Annotated in this window: 23 protein-coding genes; 14 read left to right on the top strand and 9 right to left on the bottom strand. The window is 66.3% G+C overall.

The window, feature by feature from the left end; genetic code table 11:
- Positions 1-78: 78 nt before the first annotated feature.
- Positions 79-1,326: an acyltransferase family protein gene (locus EV580_RS14710; RefSeq protein WP_133691893.1), complete on the bottom strand. Its 1,248-nt coding sequence runs from the start codon at positions 1,324-1,326 to the stop codon at positions 79-81.
- A gap of 259 nt (positions 1,327-1,585) precedes the next feature.
- Between EV580_RS14710 and EV580_RS14715 the strand changes: the two genes are divergently transcribed.
- Entirely contained in the window at positions 1,586-2,986 is a 1,401-nt protein-coding gene (locus EV580_RS14715; protein WP_208114611.1) for a WS/DGAT/MGAT family O-acyltransferase, read from the top strand.
- A gap of 4 nt (positions 2,987-2,990) precedes the next feature.
- Here the strand turns inward: EV580_RS14715 and EV580_RS14720 are convergent, their stop codons facing one another.
- Positions 2,991-3,755, bottom strand: a complete 765-nt coding sequence (locus EV580_RS14720; RefSeq protein WP_133691895.1) for an SDR family NAD(P)-dependent oxidoreductase — start codon at positions 3,753-3,755, stop codon at positions 2,991-2,993.
- Here EV580_RS14720 and EV580_RS14725 point away from each other — a divergent pair.
- Complete coding sequence (locus EV580_RS14725; RefSeq protein ID WP_133691896.1) at positions 3,754-4,383, top strand: TetR/AcrR family transcriptional regulator; 630 nt, start codon at positions 3,754-3,756, stop codon at positions 4,381-4,383. The two genes, EV580_RS14720 and EV580_RS14725, sit on opposite strands and share 2 nt — an antisense overlap.
- On the opposite strand, the gene EV580_RS14730 is transcribed toward EV580_RS14725, so the two are convergent.
- Complete coding sequence (locus tag EV580_RS14730) at positions 4,380-4,658, bottom strand: hypothetical protein (protein WP_286171563.1); 279 nt, start codon at positions 4,656-4,658, stop codon at positions 4,380-4,382. The two genes, EV580_RS14725 and EV580_RS14730, sit on opposite strands and share 4 nt — an antisense overlap.
- 81 nt (positions 4,659-4,739) lie before the next feature.
- A complete protein-coding gene (locus tag EV580_RS14735) occupies positions 4,740-6,308 on the bottom strand; it encodes a PTS transporter subunit EIIC (RefSeq protein WP_133691898.1) in 1,569 nt (522 codons plus the stop codon).
- A gap of 110 nt (positions 6,309-6,418) precedes the next feature.
- Here EV580_RS14735 and EV580_RS14740 point away from each other — a divergent pair, with 110 nt between their 5' ends.
- From EV580_RS14740 to EV580_RS14770, 7 genes are all read left to right on the top strand, one after another.
- Entirely contained in the window at positions 6,419-6,889 is a 471-nt protein-coding gene (locus EV580_RS14740) for a PTS sugar transporter subunit IIA (RefSeq protein ID WP_133691899.1), read from the top strand.
- An 11-nt stretch (positions 6,890-6,900) separates the two neighbouring features.
- A complete protein-coding gene (nagB, locus tag EV580_RS14745; RefSeq protein WP_133691900.1) occupies positions 6,901-7,686 on the top strand; it encodes a glucosamine-6-phosphate deaminase in 786 nt (261 codons plus the stop codon).
- Complete coding sequence (gene nagA / locus EV580_RS14750) at positions 7,687-8,817, top strand: N-acetylglucosamine-6-phosphate deacetylase (RefSeq protein WP_133691901.1); 1,131 nt, start codon at positions 7,687-7,689, stop codon at positions 8,815-8,817. It abuts the gene before it with no gap.
- A gap of 85 nt (positions 8,818-8,902) precedes the next feature.
- Positions 8,903-9,358 (top strand): DUF4262 domain-containing protein, encoded by a 456-nt coding sequence (locus EV580_RS14755; protein ID WP_353619848.1) that lies wholly within the window; start codon positions 8,903-8,905, stop codon positions 9,356-9,358.
- Between the two features lie 93 nt (positions 9,359-9,451).
- On the top strand, positions 9,452-10,441 hold the full coding sequence (locus EV580_RS14760) for an esterase family protein (protein WP_133692249.1): 990 nt from the start codon (positions 9,452-9,454) through the stop codon (positions 10,439-10,441).
- Positions 10,442-10,487: 46 nt separating this feature from the next.
- A complete protein-coding gene (locus tag EV580_RS14765) occupies positions 10,488-11,138 on the top strand; it encodes an Abi-alpha family protein (RefSeq protein WP_133691903.1) in 651 nt (216 codons plus the stop codon).
- A complete protein-coding gene (locus EV580_RS14770; protein ID WP_133691904.1) occupies positions 11,135-12,373 on the top strand; it encodes a DUF445 domain-containing protein in 1,239 nt (412 codons plus the stop codon). The genes EV580_RS14765 and EV580_RS14770 overlap by 4 nt, the downstream gene beginning before the upstream one ends.
- Here the strand turns inward: EV580_RS14770 and EV580_RS14775 are convergent.
- Positions 12,370-12,723 carry a VOC family protein gene (locus tag EV580_RS14775; protein ID WP_133691905.1) on the bottom strand — a complete coding sequence of 118 codons (354 nt, stop codon included), beginning with the start codon at positions 12,721-12,723 and terminating at the stop codon, positions 12,370-12,372. The two genes, EV580_RS14770 and EV580_RS14775, sit on opposite strands and share 4 nt — an antisense overlap.
- Positions 12,724-12,757: 34 nt before the next feature.
- Here EV580_RS14775 and EV580_RS14780 point away from each other — a divergent pair, with 34 nt between their 5' ends.
- Complete coding sequence (locus EV580_RS14780; protein WP_133691906.1) at positions 12,758-13,102, top strand: hypothetical protein; 345 nt, start codon at positions 12,758-12,760, stop codon at positions 13,100-13,102.
- Here EV580_RS14780 and EV580_RS14785 read toward each other — a convergent pair.
- From EV580_RS14785 to EV580_RS14795, 3 genes are read right to left on the bottom strand one after another with little or no spacing between them, the layout of a single operon-like run.
- Entirely contained in the window at positions 13,099-13,788 is a 690-nt protein-coding gene (locus EV580_RS14785) for a mycothiol-dependent nitroreductase Rv2466c family protein (protein WP_133691907.1), read from the bottom strand. The genes EV580_RS14780 and EV580_RS14785 overlap by 4 nt on opposite strands.
- Complete coding sequence (locus EV580_RS14790) at positions 13,785-14,567, bottom strand: maleylpyruvate isomerase N-terminal domain-containing protein (RefSeq protein WP_133691908.1); 783 nt, start codon at positions 14,565-14,567, stop codon at positions 13,785-13,787. Before EV580_RS14790 ends, EV580_RS14785 begins: the two co-directional genes overlap by 4 nt.
- Before the next feature lie 40 nt (positions 14,568-14,607).
- Positions 14,608-15,111 carry a M15 family metallopeptidase gene (locus EV580_RS14795; RefSeq protein ID WP_502703934.1) on the bottom strand — a complete coding sequence of 168 codons (504 nt, stop codon included), beginning with the start codon at positions 15,109-15,111 and terminating at the stop codon, positions 14,608-14,610.
- Positions 15,112-15,268: 157 nt separating this feature from the next.
- Here EV580_RS14795 and EV580_RS14800 point away from each other — a divergent pair, with 157 nt between their 5' ends.
- Genes EV580_RS14800 through EV580_RS14815 form a run of 4 tightly spaced genes read left to right on the top strand, consistent with a single transcriptional unit; the run spans position 15,269 to position 20,262 of the window.
- Positions 15,269-16,198 (top strand): lytic transglycosylase domain-containing protein, encoded by a 930-nt coding sequence (locus tag EV580_RS14800; protein WP_133692250.1) that lies wholly within the window; start codon positions 15,269-15,271, stop codon positions 16,196-16,198.
- 15 nt (positions 16,199-16,213) lie between these two features.
- Entirely contained in the window at positions 16,214-16,705 is a 492-nt protein-coding gene (locus tag EV580_RS14805) for a DinB family protein (protein ID WP_133691910.1), read from the top strand.
- Positions 16,706-16,758: 53 nt separating this feature from the next.
- The gene (locus EV580_RS14810) at positions 16,759-17,712 is read left to right on the top strand and encodes an amidohydrolase family protein (RefSeq protein WP_133691911.1); all 954 of its coding nucleotides are present in this window, start codon (positions 16,759-16,761) and stop codon (positions 17,710-17,712) included.
- A gap of 21 nt (positions 17,713-17,733) precedes the next feature.
- The gene (locus tag EV580_RS14815) at positions 17,734-20,262 is read left to right on the top strand and encodes a DEAD/DEAH box helicase (protein ID WP_133691912.1); all 2,529 of its coding nucleotides are present in this window, start codon (positions 17,734-17,736) and stop codon (positions 20,260-20,262) included.
- On the opposite strand, the gene EV580_RS14820 is transcribed toward EV580_RS14815, so the two are convergent.
- Complete coding sequence (locus EV580_RS14820; protein ID WP_133691913.1) at positions 20,228-20,977, bottom strand: 5'-methylthioadenosine/adenosylhomocysteine nucleosidase; 750 nt, start codon at positions 20,975-20,977, stop codon at positions 20,228-20,230. The two genes, EV580_RS14815 and EV580_RS14820, sit on opposite strands and share 35 nt — an antisense overlap.
- Positions 20,978-20,985: the final 8 nt, after the last annotated feature.

A 20,985-nucleotide genomic window follows, 5' to 3' on the forward strand; every position in this document is an offset into this window, starting at 1 on the left:
ACCTCACTGAATTCGCGCCCGACCCAGGCAGCGTACTGCCTCCGAAGCTGTTGTCGCACACCGTGGCTGGGCCCGGCCCTATCCGGCACGTGCCGACGACGGCGGCGGACGATGGTCGCGGGCGTTGTCGACGGCGGCCAGCTTGCCGCCTTCGGCCCCCGGCGGACCGGTGTGCGTATCGTGCTTGACGTCCCGGAAATCGACCATTCTGCGCATCCAGCGCCGCGCCGGTTCCTCGACGGCATGGAACAGCAGCATCGCGAAGGCCACCGCGGCGACGATCAGGCCGACGACGACGAACTTCTGCACCGACTTGGGTAGGTCGATCTGGTATTCCTGCACGGCCCAGTTCCACGAGGTGTGCACGATCTCGTGAACCATGTAGAGGCTGAACGAGATCTGGCCGCCGTAGACGAGCAGCCGGGTGGACAGCAGAGCCGGCAGGCTGCCAACTCCGATCGCCAGCGTGACCACCAGCGGCATGAACAACAGGTCGACCACCCCGCCGGGATCAACCATTCCGGCGACCGGGTTCGCGTCGTAGTAGTAGAGGATGCCGACGATCGCGGCGGTCAGCAGGATCGCGGCGAACCCGGCGGTGTGCTGTGCTCGTTTGCCAAGTTGCAGGCGGCGCACCGCCGCACAGGCCAGCGCGCCGGCCAGGAACTGCGCGACGATGCGCGGCAGCCAGCTCCACGGCGTGTAGAAATGGCCACTGGCCAGCAGCAGGACGGTCGGCGGCAGCGCGGCGGCGAACGCCAGCATCAGCAGGGTGCGCGCCCGGGTCACCCTCGCCATCCGGAAGATCACCAGGATGATGCCGCCGAACAGGAGGTAGGCCAGCCATTCCGCGCTGATCGACCAGGCGGGCCCGTCCCAGCTTGTGTCGTCGAAGAAGGGTTCGTACCAGAGCTGCACCATGAACAGCTGACGCACGTAGCTGATCGCGGTGAGCCGCTCGACGGCCGGGGACGGCACGGTGCCGACGTGCAGCGTGAAGATGATCCACGCGGCCGCGATGTGCATCGTGACCAGGTACACCGGCCACACCCGGGACAGCCGCAGCCACAGGAAGTGCAAGGTCGCCCGGCCGGACCAGTGCGAACCCATCCGGTCGAGGTAATTCCAGGTCAGGACGAAGCCGCTGAGGATGAAGAACAGGTCGACACCTTGGGCCCCGGCATTGAACAGGGGCGCGAGGTCGTCCTTGAGGCGCGGAGAGGCCTCCCAGATCAGCGGGCGGAAATGGAAGAGCACCACCCACATGGCGGCGACGATGCGAAGACCGGTCAGAGCCTTGATTTCTCCGGTTCGCACGACACCCATTTCCGACTCTTTGCTTACCTTTGCGAGGCCACCCTGTCGACGCCACCAGTCTGACGGGCCCGACCCCCACGTCCCCCGGGATCTCGGCACCGGCGACCTTGGGAGCGTATCAGCGCGACGACCGCCCGCCCGGCTTAGCAATGCTGTGTGATTGCTGGATTGAGTGACCAGTCGCACGTTTGCCACAGGTTGACGGTGGTTACCCGCAGTGGGTCAGTTCTCGGTTTAGACGAAGCCGCGAAGAAGGTTCTTTATGGTCATGTCGCTCAACCCGCACGCGGGGCAGCGCCTCTCCGGTCTCGACGCCGCGTTCTGGTGGGCGGACACCCAGTCGTGCCCCATGCACATCGGTGCACTCGGAATCTGCGATCCCACCGGTGTTCCCGGCTTCAGCTTCGAGAGGGTCCGCGAGCTGATCGCGGCCCGCCTGCCTGAGCTGCCGATCCTTCGCCACCGCGTCGCCGGTGCCCGACATGGGCTGGACCGTCCGTGGCTCGTCGAGGACACCGAACTGGACCTCGACTATCACATCAGACATGTCGCGCTGCCCAGCCCCGGCGGGAAGCGCGAGCTCGAGGCGCTGGTCGGACGGCTGATGTCCTATTCGCTGGACCGCGACCGCCCGCTGTGGGAAATGTGGTTCATCGAGGGCCTCGAGGACGGGCGCATCGCCTACCTGACCAAGATCCATCACGCCGTCGTCGACGGGGTGTCGGGTGCGGGCCTGTCGTCGATCCTGCTCGACGTCACCGCCGAACCGCGACCGCCGTCTGAAGTACCCGATACCGGCGCCCGGCTTCCGCGCCTGGAACGCCGGGCCCTGGGCGCGCTGTTCAACATCACGGTGATGACCCCCTACCGGGTGATGCGCGTCTTGCAACAGACGGTGACTCAGCAGCTGGCCGCCCGCTCGGTGGAGAACAAGCCGCCGAACTTCTTCGACGCGCCAGCCACCAGGTTCAACACGCAGCTCAGCATGCAACGCCGGGTGGCGTCCACCAGCTTGTCGCTCGACCGCGTGGTGGCCGTCAAGAACGCCTTCGGCGTGAAGGTCAATGATGTTGTCCTGACCATCATTTCAGCGGCACTGCGGGACTATCTGGAAACCCGCGACGAACTCCCGGACCGTCCGCTGGTCGCGCAGGTGCCGGTGTCCACCCACACCGAGGCGTCCACCGCGGGCAACCAGATGACGTCGACGACCGTGCGTCTGGCCACCGATATCGCCGATCCCGTCGAACGGCTCACCGCGATCTTCGAAAGTTCGCGGGGCGCAAAGGAGATGGCCAGGACGCTGTCCGACCATCAGCTGGTCGGCCTGACCGAGACCACACCACCGGGATTGTTGGGCCTGGCGGTCCGTGCCTATTCGGCAGCCAGTCTCGGTGATCGGGTGGCGCCGATCAACTTGGTGGTTTCCAACGTGCCCGGGCCGGACTTCCCGCTGTATCTGGCCGGTGCCCGGGTGGAGACACTGGTACCGATGGGACCGCTCATGCTCGACGTCGGTTTGAACATCACCTGCCTGAGCTATTGCGGCTCGCTCGATTTCGGAGTGTCGACCACTCCCGAAATCGGCCGTGACATAGACGAATTCACCGATGCGCTGTTACCCGCCCTCGAGGAACTCGAAAAGGCGGCCGGGCTCGTCGGCGTGTAGCCGATCAGGTCGCGGCCCAACCACCGTCGACGCTGAGGATGGCACCGTGGATGTTCGCGGCGTCGTCACTGGCCAGGAACGCCACCGCGGCAGCCACTTCCTCCGGTGTGCTCATCCGCCGCGACGGCAGCCGGTTGAGCACCGGCGCGATGTGCTCGGCGAACTCGGCCTGTCGTTCGGTGCCGATCGGGCCGGGCGCGACGGCGTTGACGCGCACACCGGCAGGCCCGTACTCGTCGGCCCAGGACTTGGTGAACGAATGGATCGCCGCCTTGGTGGCGCTGTAGATCGCCGACCCGCTGGATCCACGCAGACCGGTGATCGATCCGATGTTGACGATCGCGCCGTGGCCCTGCTCGGCCATCCGTGGTGCGAGCACACCGGTCAGCAGGAATGGCGCGAATACGTTGACACCGAACGCATCCCGCAGTTCCTGTTCGGTGATGTCCGCAGTCGGTGTGGGCATCAGCAGGGTGGCGGCATTGTTCACCAGGATGTCGATGGGGCCGCCCGCCGCGTCGGCCGCGGCATCGGCGAGCCGTGCGGCCGCATCGCCTCCGGCGCTCAGATCGGCGGCGACGAAGGCGGCGGCACCGCCCGTGGCGCGGATACCGGCGACGACGGCGTCACCGCGGGTCTTGTCCCGCCCGCTCACCACGACGAACGCCCCATCGGCCGCCAGCGCGTTGGCGATGGCCACCCCGAGGCCGCCGGTCGAACCTGTGACAAGTGCTCTGCGCCCGGCGAACCGGGTATCTTTTGGACTCATGAGTCCACATGCTTCGCCGATAAAATTGGACCTGCAAGTCCAAAAGTTGACGGCCAAGGGACTGGCCACCCGGCAGCGGATCATCGAGGGCGCAGCTGCCGAGATCCGCGCCCGCGGTGTCGCGCTGACCACACTCGATGACGTGATGGCCCACACCAGCACATCCAAAAGCCAGCTCTTCCACTACTTCCCCGGCGGCAAGGATCAGCTACTGCTGGCGGTCGCGGAGCTCGAATCGCAGATGGTGCTCGACGACCAGCAGCCGCACCTCGGTGCGCTGACCTCGTGGGCCGCCTGGCAGCGCTGGCGCGATTCGGTGGTCGACCGCTATCGCAGGCAGGGGCAGAACTGCCCGATCGCGGTGCTGATGTCAGAGATCGGACGCACCACCCCGGGCGCCGAGGCCGTCACCGCGCAGCTGATCACCACCTGGCGCGGCGCCATCGCTACCGGGATCGAAGCGATGCAGGCGCAGGGAAAGGTGAGTGGTTCGGTGAATGTCGAGCGAGCGGCGGCGGCATTGTTGGCCGGAATACAGGGCGGCGTCGGCATCATGCTCGCCACCGGCGACCTGACCTATCTGGAAGCCGCCCTCGACGAGGGCATCGACGCGCTGCGGACGGCCTAGCCGCCGTTCTGCGCCATTCCCCAGCAGGTCACCGAGTGCCACAGGTTGCACGGGATGCCGTTCATGGTGGGGATCTGGTTGGGCTGGATATTCGTCGTCACGTTGTCCGGACCGATCGCCTGCGGGATTTGCCCGCCGGACTGGCCCGCGACGCACACGCCGGGGAACCGGCTCTGGACCGTCCCGCTCGGACAATCGGCGGATGCGGGGGCGGCGAAGGCCAGCCCACCCGAGGTCAGCACGACAGCAGACGCGCCGATGAGGAGTCTTTTCACAGTCACCTGATTCCGCCTAGAGAAGTCCGCGGTCCAACTACTTAACCACGATATCGGCGGTGCGGCCACCAGTGTTAGCCGTCATAAAGCGTCGGTGATCTCGTTTTTGAGCGCCTCGGCCTGCGTACCGAAGACCGCCTGAACGCTGTTGCCGACTTCGATCACGCCGGCGGCGCCGAGACTGCGCAGCCGCTCCTGGTCGACTTTGCCGGTGTCGACCACTTCCATCCGCAGCCGGGTGATGCAGGCGTCGACACTGCGCAGGTTCTCCCGGCCACCGAAAGCCGCGATGAGCTGTTCGGCCTTGCTGTCCACGGCGGCGGGTGCGGTCGTGACGGCGCCGCCCGCCTCGACGGCCGTTGTCGATTCCGCACCCTCGCCCAGATTGGCCTGCTCCTCGGCCTCGAACTCCGCCTCGGGCTCGCGGCCAGGGGTGCGCATGTTCCACTTCGTGATCGCGAACCGGAACAGCAGGTAGTAGACCGCGAAGAAGACCACACCCATCACGATCAGCAGCGGGATGTTCTTGGCGGCGGGCGCGGTGCCGTACAGCAGGAGATCGATCAGGCCCGCCGAGAACGAGAACCCGAGATGTATGTCCAACAGGTAGGCGATCGCCAGCGACAGCCCCGTCAACACCGCGTGCACGATGTAGAGCGGGAACGCCACGAACATGAAGGCGAATTCCAGCGGTTCGGTCACGCCGGTGAGGAACGCGGTGAGTGCCGCGGCCGACAGGATGCCGAACGCGACCTTGCGCTGCTTCTTGTTCGCGACGTGGATCATCGCCAGCGCCGCGGCGGGCAGACCGAACATCAAGATCGGGTAGAAGCCCGAGGTGAGCAGACCGGCAGTGGGATCGCCCGCGGCGAACCGGCTCAGTTCGCCGGTGGCGACGTGGCCGTCAGCGGTCGGATAGCTGCCATAGATGAACCACACGTAGGAGTTCAGGATGTGGTGCAGGCCCAAGGGAATCAGCATGCGGTTGGCGAAGCCGTACACGAATGCGCCGAGCGCGCCGGCACCCCCGATGAAGTGACCCAGCCCGGTCAGCCCCGCATCGAAGATCGGATAGAAGTAGCTCATCGCGAAGGAGACCACCAGGGTCGCCAACGACACGACGATCGGCACGAAGCGCCTGCCACCGAAGAAGCCGAGATACGAGGGCAATTGGATGGTGTGGTACCGGTCGAACAACCACGCGGTCAGCAGGCCGACGACGATCCCGCCGAATACGCTGTAGTTGATCTGCGCCTGCTCACCCGCCTTGTCGAGCTGACCGGCGAGCACGAACGGCGACATCGTCTTGAACACCGCCTGCATCACCAGGTATCCGACGACCGCCGACAGCGCGGTCGAGCCGTCGGCCTTGCGGGCGAACCCGATCGCGACACCGACGGCGAACAGCAGCGCCAGATTGGTGAACAGCGCACCGCCCGCGGCGCTCATCGCCTGGAAGAACGGCCCGATCACCGGGGCCTTGATCCGGCCCAGCAGATCGTCCTGACCCAGCCGCAGCAGGATGCCCGCGGCGGGCAGAACGGCGATCGGCAGCATCAGGCTCTTGCCGAGGCGCTGCAGCTGCGCGAAGCCCGGTATCCGCAGTCCCGACTTTTGCTGTGCGGCTGAGTTTTTGGTGTTTTCACTCATGACCGACCGGCCTCCCGTTGTCGCAGCACAGGCGAAGCTTAGACAAACCACCGCACGTGAGGCGCGGTTTCGGCACGCCCGCGGGTGCCGAGTCTCTATTCTCAACCAGTATGAGCACTACGCCCGTTCACGCCCCGGTATCCGGACGTGCCGTCGCCCTGGCCGATGTGCCCGATCCCGTTTTCTCCCAGGGCATGGTGGGCTACGGCGCCGCGGTCGATCCGCCGCACGAGGTGATCGACGCCGTGGCACCGGTCAGTGGGCGGATCCTCAAGCTCATGCCGCACGCCTACATCATCACGACGAGTGAGAACGTCGGCGTATTGGTTCATCTCGGCCTCGACACGGTGGCGCTCAACGGCGCCGGCTTCAGTGCCCTTGTGTCCGAGGGCGACACCGTATCCGTCGGGCAGGCGGTGATCACCTACGACGTTCCATCGGTGGTGGCGGCCGGACTGAACCCCATCGTTCCCGTCGTGGTGATGGATGAGCGCGAGGCAGGCAATGTGGTGGTCGGCGAAGCCGTCGCCACTGGTGCCGGAATCGACTCTGGTTCAGCACTTTTCACGGCCAACAAATAGGGCTTGCGTCCATGGAAGTCATCATTCTCGAGGACGCCCAACAAATCGGCACCATCGCGGCCGATGCGATCGAGGCGCTGCTGACCCGCAAGCCGGCGGCGGTCCTGGGACTGGCCACCGGGTCGTCACCGCTGTCGATCTATGACGAGCTCGCCGCGCGTTACCAGGCGGGGCGGCTCTCGTTCAACGCGGCGCGCGGCTTCACCCTCGACGAGTACGTCGGGCTGCCCGCCGATCATCCTGAGCGGTACCGCAACGTGATTGATACGGCATTCGTCTCGCGCGTGGACTTCGCCCCGGGCGCGGTGGCGGGGCCGGACGGCCTCGCCGCCGACATCCCCGCGGCGTGCGCCGGCTACGAGCAGGCGATCGAGCAGGCGGGTGGTGTCGACGTGCAGATCCTCGGGATCGGCACCGACGGCCACATCGGTTTCAACGAGCCCGGCTCGTCGCTGGCTTCACGCACCCGGATCAAAACCTTGACGCGCCAGACCCGTATCGACAATTCCCGCTTCTTCGACGGCGACGTCGACCGAGTGCCCACGCACTGCCTGACCCAGGGGCTGGGCACCATCATGGCGGCCCGGCACGTGATCCTGGTGGCAGTCGGTCGCACGAAAGCCGAAGCGGTACACCAGCTTATCGAAGGACCGGTGAGCGCCATGTGGCCGGCCACCATCCTGCAGCACCACCCCCACGCCACGGTGTTGCTGGACGGCGGCGCGGCCCGACGGCTGCAGCTGGCCGACTACTACCGCGAGACCTACCTGTCCAAGCCGAAGTGGCAGGGCATCTGAGTGCTTGTCGCCGCGAGGGCGTTGCTGACTGGCCGAGAGTTGTTGCGGCCCGGCTGGATCGACGTGTCGGGTACCACGGTGCGGGCCCTCGGCGCCGGTGTTCCACCGCGCCCGGCCGACCGCGACCTGGACACGGTGGCACCCGGTTTCGTCGACACCCATGTGCACGGTGGTGGCGGTGCGGATTTCTCGGAGGCGACCCGCGATGCCACGGCGGCGGCGGTGAATCTGCATCGCAGGCACGGTACGACGACACTGGTCGCGTCGCTGGTCTCGGCCGGGCCCGCAGACCTGCTGCACCAGGTCGAGGTGTTGGGCGACCTGGTGCACGACGGCCTGATCGCCGGTGTCCATCTGGAAGGGCCATGGCTGTCCGTGCAGCGATGCGGGGCACACGATCCCGTGCTGCTGCGCGATCCGGATCCCGGTGAGCTCGACGAGGTGCTGCGGGCCGGCGCTGGGACCATCCGGATGGTGACGCTGGCACCGGAACGGCTCGGCGGTATCGCGGCGATCGAGCGGATCGTCGAGGCGGGCGTGGTCGCCGCGGTCGGTCACACCGAAGCCACCTACGAGCAGACACGGACCGCGATCGCCGCCGGCGCCACAGTGGGCACTCACCTGTTCAACGCGATGCGCCCGATCCATCACCGCGAGCCCGGACCGGTGATCGCACTGTTGGAGGACCCCCGGGTGACCGTGGAGCTGATCGCCGACGGAGTCCATGTGGACGCCGCTCTCTACCGGCACGTCGCCCGCAGCGCCGGATCCGACCGGCTGTCGTTGATCACCGACGCGATGGCCGCGACCGGCGCGAGTGACGGGCACTATCAGATCGGGCGGATGGACGTCGAGGTCGCCGGTGGCGTCGCGAGCCTGGCCGGCACCGCCACGATCGCGGGGAGCACCGCGACGATGGACCGGGTGTTCCGGTTCGCGGTCACCCGCAGCGGGTTGCCCCGGGACGAGGCCCTGCTGGCTGCGGTGCGCCAGTCGTCGCTGAATCCCGCTCGCGCGCTTGGCCTTCCATCGCCCGAGCTGACGGCCGGCGCGCGCGCCGACCTGGTCGCGCTCGATGCCGACCTGGCAGTGACCGACGTGCTGCTCGGCGGTGCGTGGGTTTCCCGCTGACGCGGCGAACGTGTGTTCGAGAATTTGTCGGACCCCCGGTGCATGGTGTCGATAACCAACGAAAGGGGCCACCGTCATGTGCTGGATGTGCGATCACCCGGGCAGCACTGTCGCCGACTATCTCGACGAGGTTCGCGGCAAGATCTCACGCCGGGGCTGGACGGTGCAGTACGTCGAGAGCCCGCGGATGCCGTTCGCCTACACCGTCGGGCTGAGCCAATACGACGTACCCGAACTGCTGATCACCAACGTGTCGACGCAACGTGCCCTTCGGGTGCTCAACGGGACGGCAGAACACCTACTTCGCGGGACGGAACTCAGCGCGGGCCAGCAGTTCACCCTGTGTGGCTGTCCGATGATGGAGGTCGTCAAGGTCGACCACCCCGATGCGTACATGACGTGCGCGGTCGCGTTGTACGGCCCGATTCGCGCGCTGCAGTTGGTCTGGGCCGACGGCCACGGCCGCTGGCCCTGGGCCGCCGACTTCTGCGATCGCGAGAGCCGGCAACCGGTATTCGGGGTTCGCGCCAGGGCCGCATGACGCAGCATCACGAATTCGGTTGATCACAAAGCCATTACGGCAGGTGCGCCAGGCCGGGCTGAAACCCGTTGCGTTGTTAGGTTGCAGATCGTGATGACCTCGCTGCGCGCTGCGGTCCGCCAGGCGCGGCGGCTCGCAGTTCTCACGACGGCGGTCCTGCTGGCCGGCGGCCTCACCGGCCAGACGGCGCCTGCTGCCGCGTACTCGAAGGCGGGGCTGCCGGTAGAGGCCATCGACGTACCGTCCCCCGCGATGGGCCGCAACATCCGCATCCAGTTCCAGGGCGGCGGAGCGCACGCGGTCTACCTGCTGGACGGCCTTCGAGCGCGCGACGACGAGAGCGGCTGGGACATCAACACCGCGGCCTTCGAGTGGTACTACCAATCGGGTCTCTCACTGGTGATGCCGGTCGGCGGACAGTCGAGCTTCTACAGCGACTGGTACCAACCCGCGGCCGGGTCCAACGGGACGCTGACCTACAAATGGGAAACGTTTCTGACGCAGGAGCTGCCGACCTGGCTGGCGCTCAACAAGGCGATCACCCCGATCAACAACGCGGTCGTCGGCCTCTCGATGTCCGGAAGCGCGGCCCTGACCCTCGCCATCTGGCACCCGCAGCAGTTCATCTTCGCCAGTTCACTATCGGGTTTCCTGAACCCGTCGCTGGGTCTGTGGCCGACGTTGATCGGCCTGGCCATGAAGGACGGCGGCGGGTATCGCTCCACGGACATGTGGGGCCCGACCAACGATCCGGCTTGGCAGCGCAACGATCCGATGGTCAACATTCCCAGGCTGGTGGCCAACGGCACCGCGGTGTGGATCTACTGCGGCACGGGCGCTCCCTCGGAGCTCGACAACACCGACGACCCCACCTTCGGTGGACTGTTCACCGCGGGCTACCTCGAGAACATCACGCTGAACACCAACAAGGAGTTCCAGCGCAAGTATCAGGCCGCCGGCGGCCGCAACGCGGTGTTCAACTTCCCGCCCAGCGGAACCCACAGCTGGGGCTACTGGGGTGCCCAGTTGCAAGCCATGAAGGGCGATCTGCAGCGGGTGCTCGGCGCGACGCCGACCGCTTAGCTGCGAATCGGCCTGCACAGGAGCCGGGTCGCATACCATCCGACGAATGGGTGGGATCACGTTGCAGTCTGTCGAACGCTCCGTTGCCCAAACCCCGTTGGTCGGACAGATTCTCGCCCGGCTTGCCGACGCCGAACGAGCCGTGATCCGTGCGATAAAAGCACATCTCGCGGAGATCGACCCGCCCACTGATGAACCGGCCGAGACGGCGGACGCTCCGCTCACTCCGACCGACGTCTTGCGCGACTTGCTCGACAGGTCGATGTACAGCAGGCCCGACGACAGCCGGACGGCCCTGTACTTGTCGTTGCTGACAGAGCTACTTCCCGACGAGGCGCGCATTCTCGCGGCGCTGTCCGACGGTTCCTCCTATCCCCTCATCGACATCGCCGAGCCGCTGCTGGGCACGAGCACGGCGCTCGTGCTGACCAATGCATCGACAGTGGGCCGCGCCGCCGGAGTGACGCTCCCCCACCACACGCCCTTGTATGTCAGCCGCCTCGTTCTCGCCGGGCTTGCCGTCATCGGGCCCGAAGGGTCGAGCGCAATGTACGACGACTACGAGATGCTGCTCACCGACGCGTCGGTGAACCTGGCGATCGCGAAGGCGCGTCGCGGTATCCGTTCAGCGCGAGTCATCCGCCGGACGCTACGGATATCGGACCTCGGCCAGGAACTGTGGGAGGCCGCGAAGTGAACATCGACTGGGCCAACACCTTCACTTACCCGTGGTGGGTCTACGTCTCCATTCCCCTCGGCGCGGCACTGGTGGGGTGGGCGACCAAGATCCTCGCATTGAAGATGATGTTCTACCCGGTCGAGTTCAAGGGCATCAAGCCCTACCTGGGCTGGCAGGGCCAGATCCCCAAGCGGGCCCCGAAAATGGCTGCGGTAGCGGTAGATTCGCTCACGTCGGGAATCCTCAAACCCGAAGAGATGTTCGACAAGATCGACCCCGACGAGCTGGTCAAGGAGTTGGGCGAGCCGCTTCGGGGCGCGGCGACCGAGCTCGTCGACACGATGATGATGTCGCTTCAACCCCAAATATGGCGCGCCACACCAGATCAGGTGAAGGACCTCGTCGTCGCCAACGTGACCAACCGGATCCCGGCGGCCACGCGCGGCATGTTCGACGAGTTGCGGGGCCGGGTCGACCAGATCTTCGACATCAAACACATGGTCGTGACGAACCTGGTGCGCGATAAGGTCAAGCTGAACCGCGTCTTTCAAGACATCGGCAAGTCGGCGTTCAAGTTCCTCATCAGAGCCGGCCTGTGGTTCGGCCTCATCATCGGCCTCGTGCAAGTTGTGGTGTTCGGCCTGACGGGGTGGGTCTGGACACTTCCGGCTTTCGGTCTACTGACCGGTGGCCTCACCGATTTCGTTGCGCTGCAGATGATTTTCCGGCCGCTGGAACGGCGCACCGTATTCCCCGGCATCAAGTGGCAGGGCGTCTTTCAGGCCGAGCGCGAAGACGTGATCAAGGGCTACGCGGCGTTGATGGCGCGCGAGATCTTCACCCCGAAGGCCATCATGGAGAGCCTGCTGACCGGGCCGATGTCGGACAAGTTCTTCGATCTCATTCAGACCGAGATCAGCAACACCATCGACGCCCAGCTCGGCAAGGCCGTCCGGGTGATCAATGCGGTCGGCAGCCGCCAATACCAGGAGATGAAGCAGCAGATCGCCGCGTCCATCATCGAGAAGCTTCCCGAGACCTCGAGCTATATCGAAGGCTACTTCGAGGAGCGGCTCGGGCTCGAAGACATGATGGTCGAGAAGATGCGTGAACTCGACTCGCAGGCCTACGAGAATCTGCTGCGCCCGGCTTTCAAGGACGACGAGTGGATCATCGTCGTCCTCGGTGCCGCGCTGGGTTTTCTGTTCGGTGAGGTGCAGGCCGAGCTGATCGTGCTGCTCGCATCCCACTAGCGTGGGTGGCCCACCACATTGAGCACATTCCCGCTGGGGTCGCGCACGAAGAATCGCCGCACTCCCCACGGTTCCGTCGTCAGCGGGTGAACGATCTCATAGCCACGCTCACAGGCTTGGTGGTAGGCCTCGTCGACATCCTCGGTCAGCACCGAGACGACGGGTGCCTCCGCTGCTGTCTCGTCCCTGGTGAGCAACTGAACATTGGCCCCGGTCTCGGGTGAGGTATAGCGGGCGACCCAGCCGAGGTTGAATTCCTCGGTGGTCAGCCCGAGGTAGTCGGTGTAGAAGCTTTTCGCCGCCTCGAGGTCGGTGACCACCAGGTCGGCGATGATCTGGTTGATACGCATGCGTGGCACACTGCCATTGACAGGAGGTCAACGCATGGCGCACCCCACAACCATCGTCCTGGTGGACAGTAAGACCGCGGCCACGCTGGCCCAGGTGATGCCGCTTCTCCTGCTCACCCTGGCGGTGGAATTGCGCCGCACACAACGACATCGAGGCCTCAGCCGCTGGCGTATCGGCGCGTTTCTGGTGGTGTTCGGGTTGGTCGAGGTCATTTTGGTGCTCTCGATCGATGGCGCGTTCTATCCGTTCCAATGGTTCGACGTCATCTCCGCGGTGATCATCCTGTGGTTGTTGTCCTTGATCTTCCGGTTGTCGTTGTCCGACCCCGCGGTAGGTGACCGCGACGACAAGGACTCGGACAACGACACCCGGCTTTAGTCGCCGAAGCTGATCACTTCACCCCGATTGATCGAAACCCAGTCGCGCGCCTGCAGATACGGCTGGAAGGTCTCGGCGATCGCCTGCAGGTCACCGGATGTCTTGGGCCGCTGCAGCTCGTAGAGGTGCGGGAATTCCGTCCATGCGACGACGGCATCCCACAGCCGAACCGCGGCGTCCCCGGTCGGCGGGTCGATGAGCACCGGCCCGAAAAGGCACTGCCCATTGGGAAAGAACAGCGTCGGCACGCCATAGCCGTCAGCCGCCACCACGCGCTGGTGATCGGCGAGTACCTCATCACCGGTCGTGGGGTCGGCGATCGCCGCATCGACCAATCCCGGATCGAAACCGAGTTCGTCGAGAAGATGGCGGGCCACCGCCGGTTCGTGCGGCTTGAGCCCGTCAACGTGCAGGGCTCGGCCGGCTCGTTGGTACCAGGCCTCCACGTCGGCCATCGATCGGCGCCGCATCAGCGCGCCGATCCGCATCATCGACCAGCCGTAGGACCACTCCCGCTCCCACGGATGTTTCTTGCCCTCTTGGCGATTGATCTCTTCGAGACTGAAGAACCGCCAGTTCACCACCAACCCGGTGCGGTCGCGCACCTCGCGGATCCAGCGCGACGTCTGGTAGGCGTACGGGCACATGACGTCGAAATGGAAGTCGACGAACTGAGGCCCGGTCACATCGTGAACCGCAGATTGCGGGCGGCCCGCTCACCGAGCTCGGCGTCACCGGACCAGCTGACGGCACCGGAGTCGATCTGGGCCTGCGGATCGATACGCCCGCAGGCGAGCATGACAAACGTCGTGGAATCAGTCGTCAATGTGGCGGTCGGATTGTCCAGGCGGTCAACCTGTTTGGCGCGCCCGTTGACCGCGACGTCGATCTCCCGAACGACCGGCCCGACCAGCTGGAAGGCGAGGCTGCTGCCCTCGGGGACACCCACTTTCTTGCCGGCGATGTAGCCGATCGAGCTCTCCACCTGAGCCAACGCCAGCTCTGCCGGCAGGCCGCCGTCGTCGGTGAGACGACCCAACGGAATCGTGATGTCGCGCACGTGCACCCAGAAATCGAAGACCCGGATCTCCAGGAACCGGCCGTAGGTACCGGGGCCGACGGGCATCCAGGACGGCCGGTCGAGGTCGGCATCGGTCAGCGCGCTCAGGTCGCGCCGCCTGGCGGCAAAGACGGCGCGCACCTTCTCGACCAGAACCGCCGGATCGTCGGTGCCGGCCAGGAACTCCGCCGCCTTCTCGAACGGTGGTGGAGTGGCGACGTCCTCCGGTAGCCAGCCGGTCATGACGGCTTCGATGCTCGCGACGTGCTGGACCACCCCGCGCATGTCCCAGTCCGGGCACAGCGACTGTGCCTCCCACTCGGCGTCGGTCAGCTCATCGCACAGGTCCTCGATAGCGGTGTAGCAGGCCTGCAGCGCGGTGCGAATTTCGTCCAGACTCCTCATAAGCCGATCAAACTACGCCTGGCCGAGCACGGGGGCGGAATCAGCCGGCGGCGTTCGGCAGCAGCGCCGGGCAGTTTCCCGCGGCGTCGGTGGCCAGCTCGAAATGCCACAGCTCGTTGGCATAGATCCGGCACAGCCCGAACCGCGCGCCGTTGGCGATCAGCCACTGGTCAGCGCCCACACCGCCGACATCGACCGCCTCGCCGATGACGTGTTTGGATGCATCCGCGGTCTGCACGTACTGGCGGGCCGCGGCGAAGCTGCCGTACTGGGCGATGGCGCCCTCCAGCAGACGTTGCTGGAACTCCGGGGAGCGCCAACCGGACGTGATGGTTATGGTGATGCCCTCGGCCGACGCCGCGGTGGCCGCCTGCTGGATCGCCGTGAGCAGCAGCGGATCGAGGCGTCCGACGGCCGGGTTCTGCACGTCGAAGGGGGTCAGGATCTGACCGTCGGCCAGCGACCCGTCCCCGGCGGCAACGGCCGGCGGGTCGACGCTGACGGTGTTGTCGGCCAACGTGATTCGCGGAGTCGAGGCCGTCATCCCGGCCGCTCCCAGCGCGATTGCCGCCGTCGCGGCCACGCCAAGCACTCCGGTCGCGACGAACGTGACATCTATCCGCATGATCACCCCATCATCCCAGACCGATTCTGTGGTGCTGCTGGACGCGGTACGACAGACTGCAGCAGTGCGCACCCGAATGCAGACCTTCGCGGCCGTATCGGTGCTGCTCACAGTCGGTGCCTGCGCCCCGTCGCCAGCGCCTCCGGTGGCTTCGACGGCGCCGCACTCCCCCGCATCGTCGGTGCCCGCCGCGCCGCTGGACTCGACAACGGCTCCCGACGCCGCACCGGCCGGTGCCCAACCCCGGCTGGCATCCGAACCGGCTCAGATCGCCGACGACCTGGTGGCCGACGAGTTGGCGATCCGCGACCCGTCGACACCCGAGGCCGCGCTGGTGGCCGCGGCCCGGCGCCAGCAGGTCGCCTACCGCGCCATCGGGCGCCACCCCGAGTGGGACGACATCATCCGCCCCAAGATCCCGGCCGCACTGGGCGAGGCCTACGACCGCAATGTCGACGCCCGCCGCCAACTCGCCGCGATGGCCCACCTGCGGGACACGCTGCCGGCCTGGCGCATTGTGGCGCCTGCCCCGGCCGACGAGTTGCTGGGTTACTACCGCGAAGCCGAATCGGCCAGTGGCGTCGGCTGGAACTACCTGGCGGCGATCAACCTGATCGAAACGCGGTTCGGCAGCATCGTGGGTTTCAGCACGGCCGGCGCGGACGGCCCGATGCAATTCCTGCCGTCGACCTTCGCCGCCTACGCCGACGGCGGCGACATCCGCTCGCCACGCGACAGCATCATGGCCGCCGGCCGCTATCTGGCTGCCAACAATTTCGCCGCCGATCCCGATCACGCGATCTACCGCTACAACCACGCCGACCAGTACGTGGCGGCCGTCAAGGACTACGCGGCGGTGCTCGCCAACGATCCCGCCTCCTTCGCCGGTTTCTACCGCTGGGATGTGTACTGCGTGACCGTCGACGGTGACGTCGTCCTGCCGATCGGCTACGACTCGGACGTGCCGATCCCCGTCGGCGAGTATCTGGCGACACACCCGCAATAGCGCCAGGATTGGGCGATGACACCTGGCGACGCGTCGCTCCTGGCCTTCCTGGACGACCAACGCCGCCGCGTACTCCAGGTCGTCGCCGATCTCGATGACCACCAGTTGCGCACCGCGCTGCTGCCATCGGGGTGGACTCCGCTCGGACTGATCGAGCACCTCGGGCGGGCCGAGCGGCATTGGTTTCAGGAGGTCGCGCTCGGAACCGCCGAGCCACTGCCGTGGCCGGAAAGTGAAGAGCCCCAAGGGCCGTTCGTCAGCGACCGGTCAGCCGGTACGGTGCTGGCCTTCTATCGGACAACCGTCGACGCGGCCAACCGGGCGCTGCGCAGTACGCCGCTGTCGGCCCCGCCCCGCGGACGTCACGGATACCACGACGAACTGATCGTCGACGTGCGGTTCATCGTGCTCCACATGATCGAGGAGACCGCCCGTCATCTCGGACATCTGGACGCGGCCCGGGAACTCATCGACGGGCGCGTAGGGCTGGGCCAAGACGATCTGTGAACCGTTCGGCCTCGCTGGGAGTCCTCCCAGAAACCGGGCGTACACCCGAAACCATGAGAACGATCGGACTTGAGGAGCACTTCGCCACCACGGAGGTGCTGCAACGCTGGGATGCCGCGACACCCAGCGACCTGAAACGCCACCTCACCGAACTGGGTGATCACCGCCTCGACGCGATGAACGCGACCGGTCTCGACGTACAGGTGCTGTCGTTGTCGACACCGGGTGTGCAAGACCTGCAACCCGATGCCGCCACGCTGCTGCAGGGCACCACCAACGACACGATCGCCGAGGTGGTTCGTGAGCACCCCGACCGGTTCCAGGGTTTTGCCACGCTGGCGGCATCGGCACCGACCCGGGCTGCCCGCGAGCTGGAACGTGCGGTCACCGAGCTCGGGCTCAACGGTGCGATGGTGTTTCCGCGCAGCGGCGACCACACCCTGGACGAGTCCCGCTTCTGGCCGATCTTCGAGGCCGCCGCCGCCCTCAACGCGCCGCTCTACCTGCACCCGCAGGAACCCGTACCGGGTGTGCGCGCGGCGTACTACAGCGGATTCACCGACACCGTCGACGACGCCTTCGCCAGGTTTGGTGTTGGCTGGCATTTCGACACCGGGGTTCAGATCCTGCGGCTGATCCTTGCCGGGGTATTCGACCGCTTCCCCAATCTTCAAGTGATCCTTGGACATTGGGGCGAGATGGTGCTGTTCTATCTCGACCGGATCGACAACCTCTCGGCGGCCGCGAGACTGAGCCGGCCCATTTCCGACTACTTCCGCACCAATGTGTTCGTCACGCCGGGCGGGGTGTTCAGTCAGCGTTATCTGCGCTGGGCGGTGGACGTCGTGGGCGCCGAACGGGTCATGTTCGCCACCGACTATCCGTATCAATTCGCCGGCGACTCGGGTGCGCGGCTGTTCCTGGAGCACGCCGACCTCAGCGATGAGGACCGGGACAGCATCGCGTCGAGCAACTGGGAACGGCTGTGCGCCGGAATCCGGCGCTGACGCGCCGGTAGCCTGACGGGCATATCTACGCCCATCAGCCCGAGCGATCTGTCGGCACTGCGCGCATTGCGTGACGACCCCGACGAGGTGTTCGCCTCCTTCGCCGCATGGGCGCAATCTCGCGGCACCACGCTGTACCCGGCGCAAGAGGAAGCACTGATCGAACTGGTCAGCGGCGCGAATGTGGTGCTGGCGACGCCGACCGGCTCGGGCAAGTCGCTGGTGGCCACCGGTGCCATCTACGCGGCGCTGGCAGCGAGCGATCGCAGTTACTACACCGCCCCGATCAAGGCACTGGTCAGCGAGAAGTTCTTCGCGCTCTGCGACGTGTTCGGCGCGGCGAACGTTGGCATGCTGACCGGCGACGCCGCGGTGAACTCCGATGCCCCGGTCATCGCCTGCACCGCCGAAATCCTGGCCAACATCGCGCTGCGCGAGGGCGCCGCTGCGGATATCGGCCTGGTGGTGATGGACGAGTTCCATTTCTACGGCGATCCCGACCGCGGCTGGGCCTGGCAGGTGCCGCTGCTCGAGCTCCCCCACGCCCAGTTCCTGCTGATGTCGGCCACGCTCGGTGACGTCACGTTCCTGCGCGAGGATCTGACCCGCCGCACCGGCAGGCCGACGGCGCTCGTGGCCGATGCCGAGCGGCCGGTCCCGCTGTACTACAGCTACGCGACCACACCGATGCACGAGACGATCGGCGACCTGCTCGACACCAAGCAGGCGCCGATCTACGTCGTCCACTTCACCCAGGCCTCGGCACTGGAACGGGCGCAAGCGTTGATGAGCGTCAACGTGAGCGCGAAGGAGGAGAAGGCCGCGATCGCCGATCTCATCGGTGGCTTCCGGTTCTCCACGACGTTCGGGTCGACGTTGTCGCGACTGGTCCGGCACGGGATCGGCGTCCACCACGCGGGCATGCTGCCCAAATACCGGCGGCTGGTGGAACAGCTGGCGCAAGCGGGACTGCTGAAGGTCATCTGCGGCACCGACACCCTGGGTGTCGGGATCAACGTGCCGATCCGAACTGTGGTGTTCTCGGCGTTGTCCAAGTACGACGGCACCCGGACCCGGCTGCTCAACGCCCGCGAGTTCCACCAGATCGCCGGTCGAGCCGGCCGGGCGGGATACGACACCGCCGGAACCGTCGTCGTGCAGGCACCCGACCACGAGGTGGAGAACCTCAAACAGTTCGCCAAGGTCGCCGACGATCCGAAGAAGCGACGAAAGCTGGTGCGCCGTAAAGCTCCTGAGGGCATGGTGCCGTGGAGCGAGTCGACGATGACCCGCTTGATCGACGCCGCCCCTGAGCCGTTGACGAGCAATATGCGGGTGTCGACAGCGATGATCCTCGACGTCGTCGACCGTCCCGGTGACCCGTTTCTGGCGATGCGGCGGCTGCTCACCGACAACCACGAGCCACGCAAGCGCCAGCTCCAGCACATCCGCGAGGCGGTCGGCATTGCACGCTCCCTGCTGCAGGCCGGCGTGCTGGAACGGCTACCCGAACCCGAACCCGACGGGCGGCGGTATCGGCTCACCGTCGACCTCCCTCCCGACTTCGCCCTCAACCAACCGCTGTCGACGTTCGCCCTCGCTGCGGTCGATGTGCTCGACGCGGCATCGGAAACGTATGCGCTGGATGTTGTTTCGGTGATCGAGGCGACCCTGGAGGACCCGCGTCCGATCCTGGCCGCACAGCTGAAAAAGGCCAGGGGCGAGGCTGTTGCCGCGATGAAGGCCGAGGGCATCGAGTACGACGAACGCATCGAACTGCTCGACGACGTCACCTACCCCAAGCCGCTCGACGACCTGCTGCGGCACACCTATGAGGTGTATTTGCAGACCAACCCCTGGGCCGCCGACGCCACGCCGTCTCCGAAGGCCGTCGTACGCGAGATGTGGAAGCGCGCGTTCACCTTCCGCGAGTTCGTCAGCGTGTACGGCCTGACCCGATCCGAAGGCGCTGTGCTGCGCTATCTTTCCGACGCCTTCAAGGCGCTGCGGTCAGGTGTGCCCGCCGCCGCCCGGACCGATGAGGTCACCGATATCGTCGAATGGCTCGGAGAGCTTGTCCGCCAGGTGGATTCGAGCCTGCTCGACGAGTGGGAGCAGCTCACCAACCCCGACCAGCCGCACGACGTTCCGGTCGCGGTGCCGACCCGCCCGCGTCCGCTGACCGGTAACGAGCGGGCATTCACCGCGATGGTCCGCAATGCGCTGTTCCGGCGGGTGGAGCTCTTCGCGCGGCGGCGCGCAGATGACCTCGGGGAGCTGGATCGCGCCTCCGGGTGGACGAGCGAGCGATGGGAACAGGTCGTCGACGACTATTTCGCCGAGCACGACGATGTCGGCACCGGTGCCGACGCCCGCGGTCCTGCCCTGCTGATCATCGACCGGCAACCCGGGGTGTGGCGGGTACGGCAGATTCTCGACGACCCGGCCGGCGATCACGACTGGGGTTTCGACGCCGAGGTCGATCTGGACGCCTCCGACGAGGAGGGCGTCGCGGTTATCCGGCTGGTCGACGCCGGGCGAATGGACTGAGCACCGGCAACAAGTGCCGCAGAATGGCGACGGAGGAGGCGGCGACTTCGTCGACGAACGCGAGGAAGTCGAAGCGAGAGTCATGCCCGGCGAGATCTGACAGCGCCCGGATGACCAGCCAGGGCACCCCGAACGCCTCGGCAACCTGGGCGACGGCGCCGCCTTCCATCTCCACCGCAAGCCCGCCGAAATCGCGCTGTAACTGTTCTCTGGTCGCATCGCTGTGCAGATACTGATCACCGGAGAGCACGGTGCCGAACCAGATTGCCGCCGCCGGCAGCGTGAAGTCTGCGAGCCGCTCGCGAAGTTGTGCCAGCAGATTCTCGTCGACCCGGTAGCCGAGCCGGTCGGTCGGGTTGATGAACGGCACGTGCCCGGCCTGGTAGGTCTGCAGCCCGTCGTCCTCGATCAGCCCGGCGTCGTGCTGGATCACCTGGTCGGCGATCACCACATCACCGACGTGCAGCTGCGGATCGAGACCACCGGCGACGCCCGAGAAAACGATTGCGCCGCAACCGAACCGGTCGGCGAGAACGGTCGCGACGAGCGCGCTGTTCACCTTCCCCATACCCGAGCCGGCCAGCACGACATCACACCCGTCCAATGTCCCGCTGATGAATTCGGTATGGGCCACCTGAACAGGGACCACTTCAATCAGCAGCGCGCGTAGGTGGTCGAGTTCCTGGGGGATGGCGCAGATCAGTCCAATGGGCACTGGTCCAG

Source organism: Mycobacterium sp. BK086, assembly GCA_004362315.1.
Lineage (GTDB): Bacteria > Actinomycetota > Actinomycetes > Mycobacteriales > Mycobacteriaceae > Mycobacterium.

Bases quoted from the DNA above. Each gene is read 5' to 3' on its own strand.
- EV580_RS14710 (WP_133691893.1), bottom strand. From the start codon at position 1,326: ATGGGTGTCGTGCGAACCGGAGAAATCAAGGCTCTGACCGGTCTTCGC.
- EV580_RS14715 (WP_208114611.1), top strand. From the start codon at position 1,586: ATGTCGCTCAACCCGCACGCGGGGCAGCGCCTCTCCGGTCTCGACGCC.
- EV580_RS14725 (WP_133691896.1), top strand. From the start codon at position 3,754: ATGAGTCCACATGCTTCGCCGATAAAATTGGACCTGCAAGTCCAAAAG.
- EV580_RS14720 (WP_133691895.1), bottom strand. From the start codon at position 3,755: ATGAGTCCAAAAGATACCCGGTTCGCCGGGCGCAGAGCACTTGTCACA.
- EV580_RS14735 (WP_133691898.1), bottom strand. From the start codon at position 6,308: ATGAGTGAAAACACCAAAAACTCAGCCGCACAGCAAAAGTCGGGACTG.
- EV580_RS14740 (WP_133691899.1), top strand. From the start codon at position 6,419: ATGAGCACTACGCCCGTTCACGCCCCGGTATCCGGACGTGCCGTCGCC.
- nagB (WP_133691900.1), top strand. From the start codon at position 6,901: ATGGAAGTCATCATTCTCGAGGACGCCCAACAAATCGGCACCATCGCG.
- EV580_RS14755 (WP_353619848.1), top strand. From the start codon at position 8,903: ATGTGCGATCACCCGGGCAGCACTGTCGCCGACTATCTCGACGAGGTT.
- EV580_RS14760 (WP_133692249.1), top strand. From the start codon at position 9,452: ATGACCTCGCTGCGCGCTGCGGTCCGCCAGGCGCGGCGGCTCGCAGTT.
- EV580_RS14765 (WP_133691903.1), top strand. From the start codon at position 10,488: ATGGGTGGGATCACGTTGCAGTCTGTCGAACGCTCCGTTGCCCAAACC.
- EV580_RS14775 (WP_133691905.1), bottom strand. From the start codon at position 12,723: ATGCGTATCAACCAGATCATCGCCGACCTGGTGGTCACCGACCTCGAG.
- EV580_RS14780 (WP_133691906.1), top strand. From the start codon at position 12,758: ATGGCGCACCCCACAACCATCGTCCTGGTGGACAGTAAGACCGCGGCC.
- EV580_RS14790 (WP_133691908.1), bottom strand. From the start codon at position 14,567: ATGAGGAGTCTGGACGAAATTCGCACCGCGCTGCAGGCCTGCTACACC.
- EV580_RS14795 (WP_502703934.1), bottom strand. From the start codon at position 15,111: ATGACGGCCTCGACTCCGCGAATCACGTTGGCCGACAACACCGTCAGC.
- EV580_RS14800 (WP_133692250.1), top strand. From the start codon at position 15,269: ATGCAGACCTTCGCGGCCGTATCGGTGCTGCTCACAGTCGGTGCCTGC.
- EV580_RS14805 (WP_133691910.1), top strand. From the start codon at position 16,214: ATGACACCTGGCGACGCGTCGCTCCTGGCCTTCCTGGACGACCAACGC.
- EV580_RS14810 (WP_133691911.1), top strand. From the start codon at position 16,759: ATGAGAACGATCGGACTTGAGGAGCACTTCGCCACCACGGAGGTGCTG.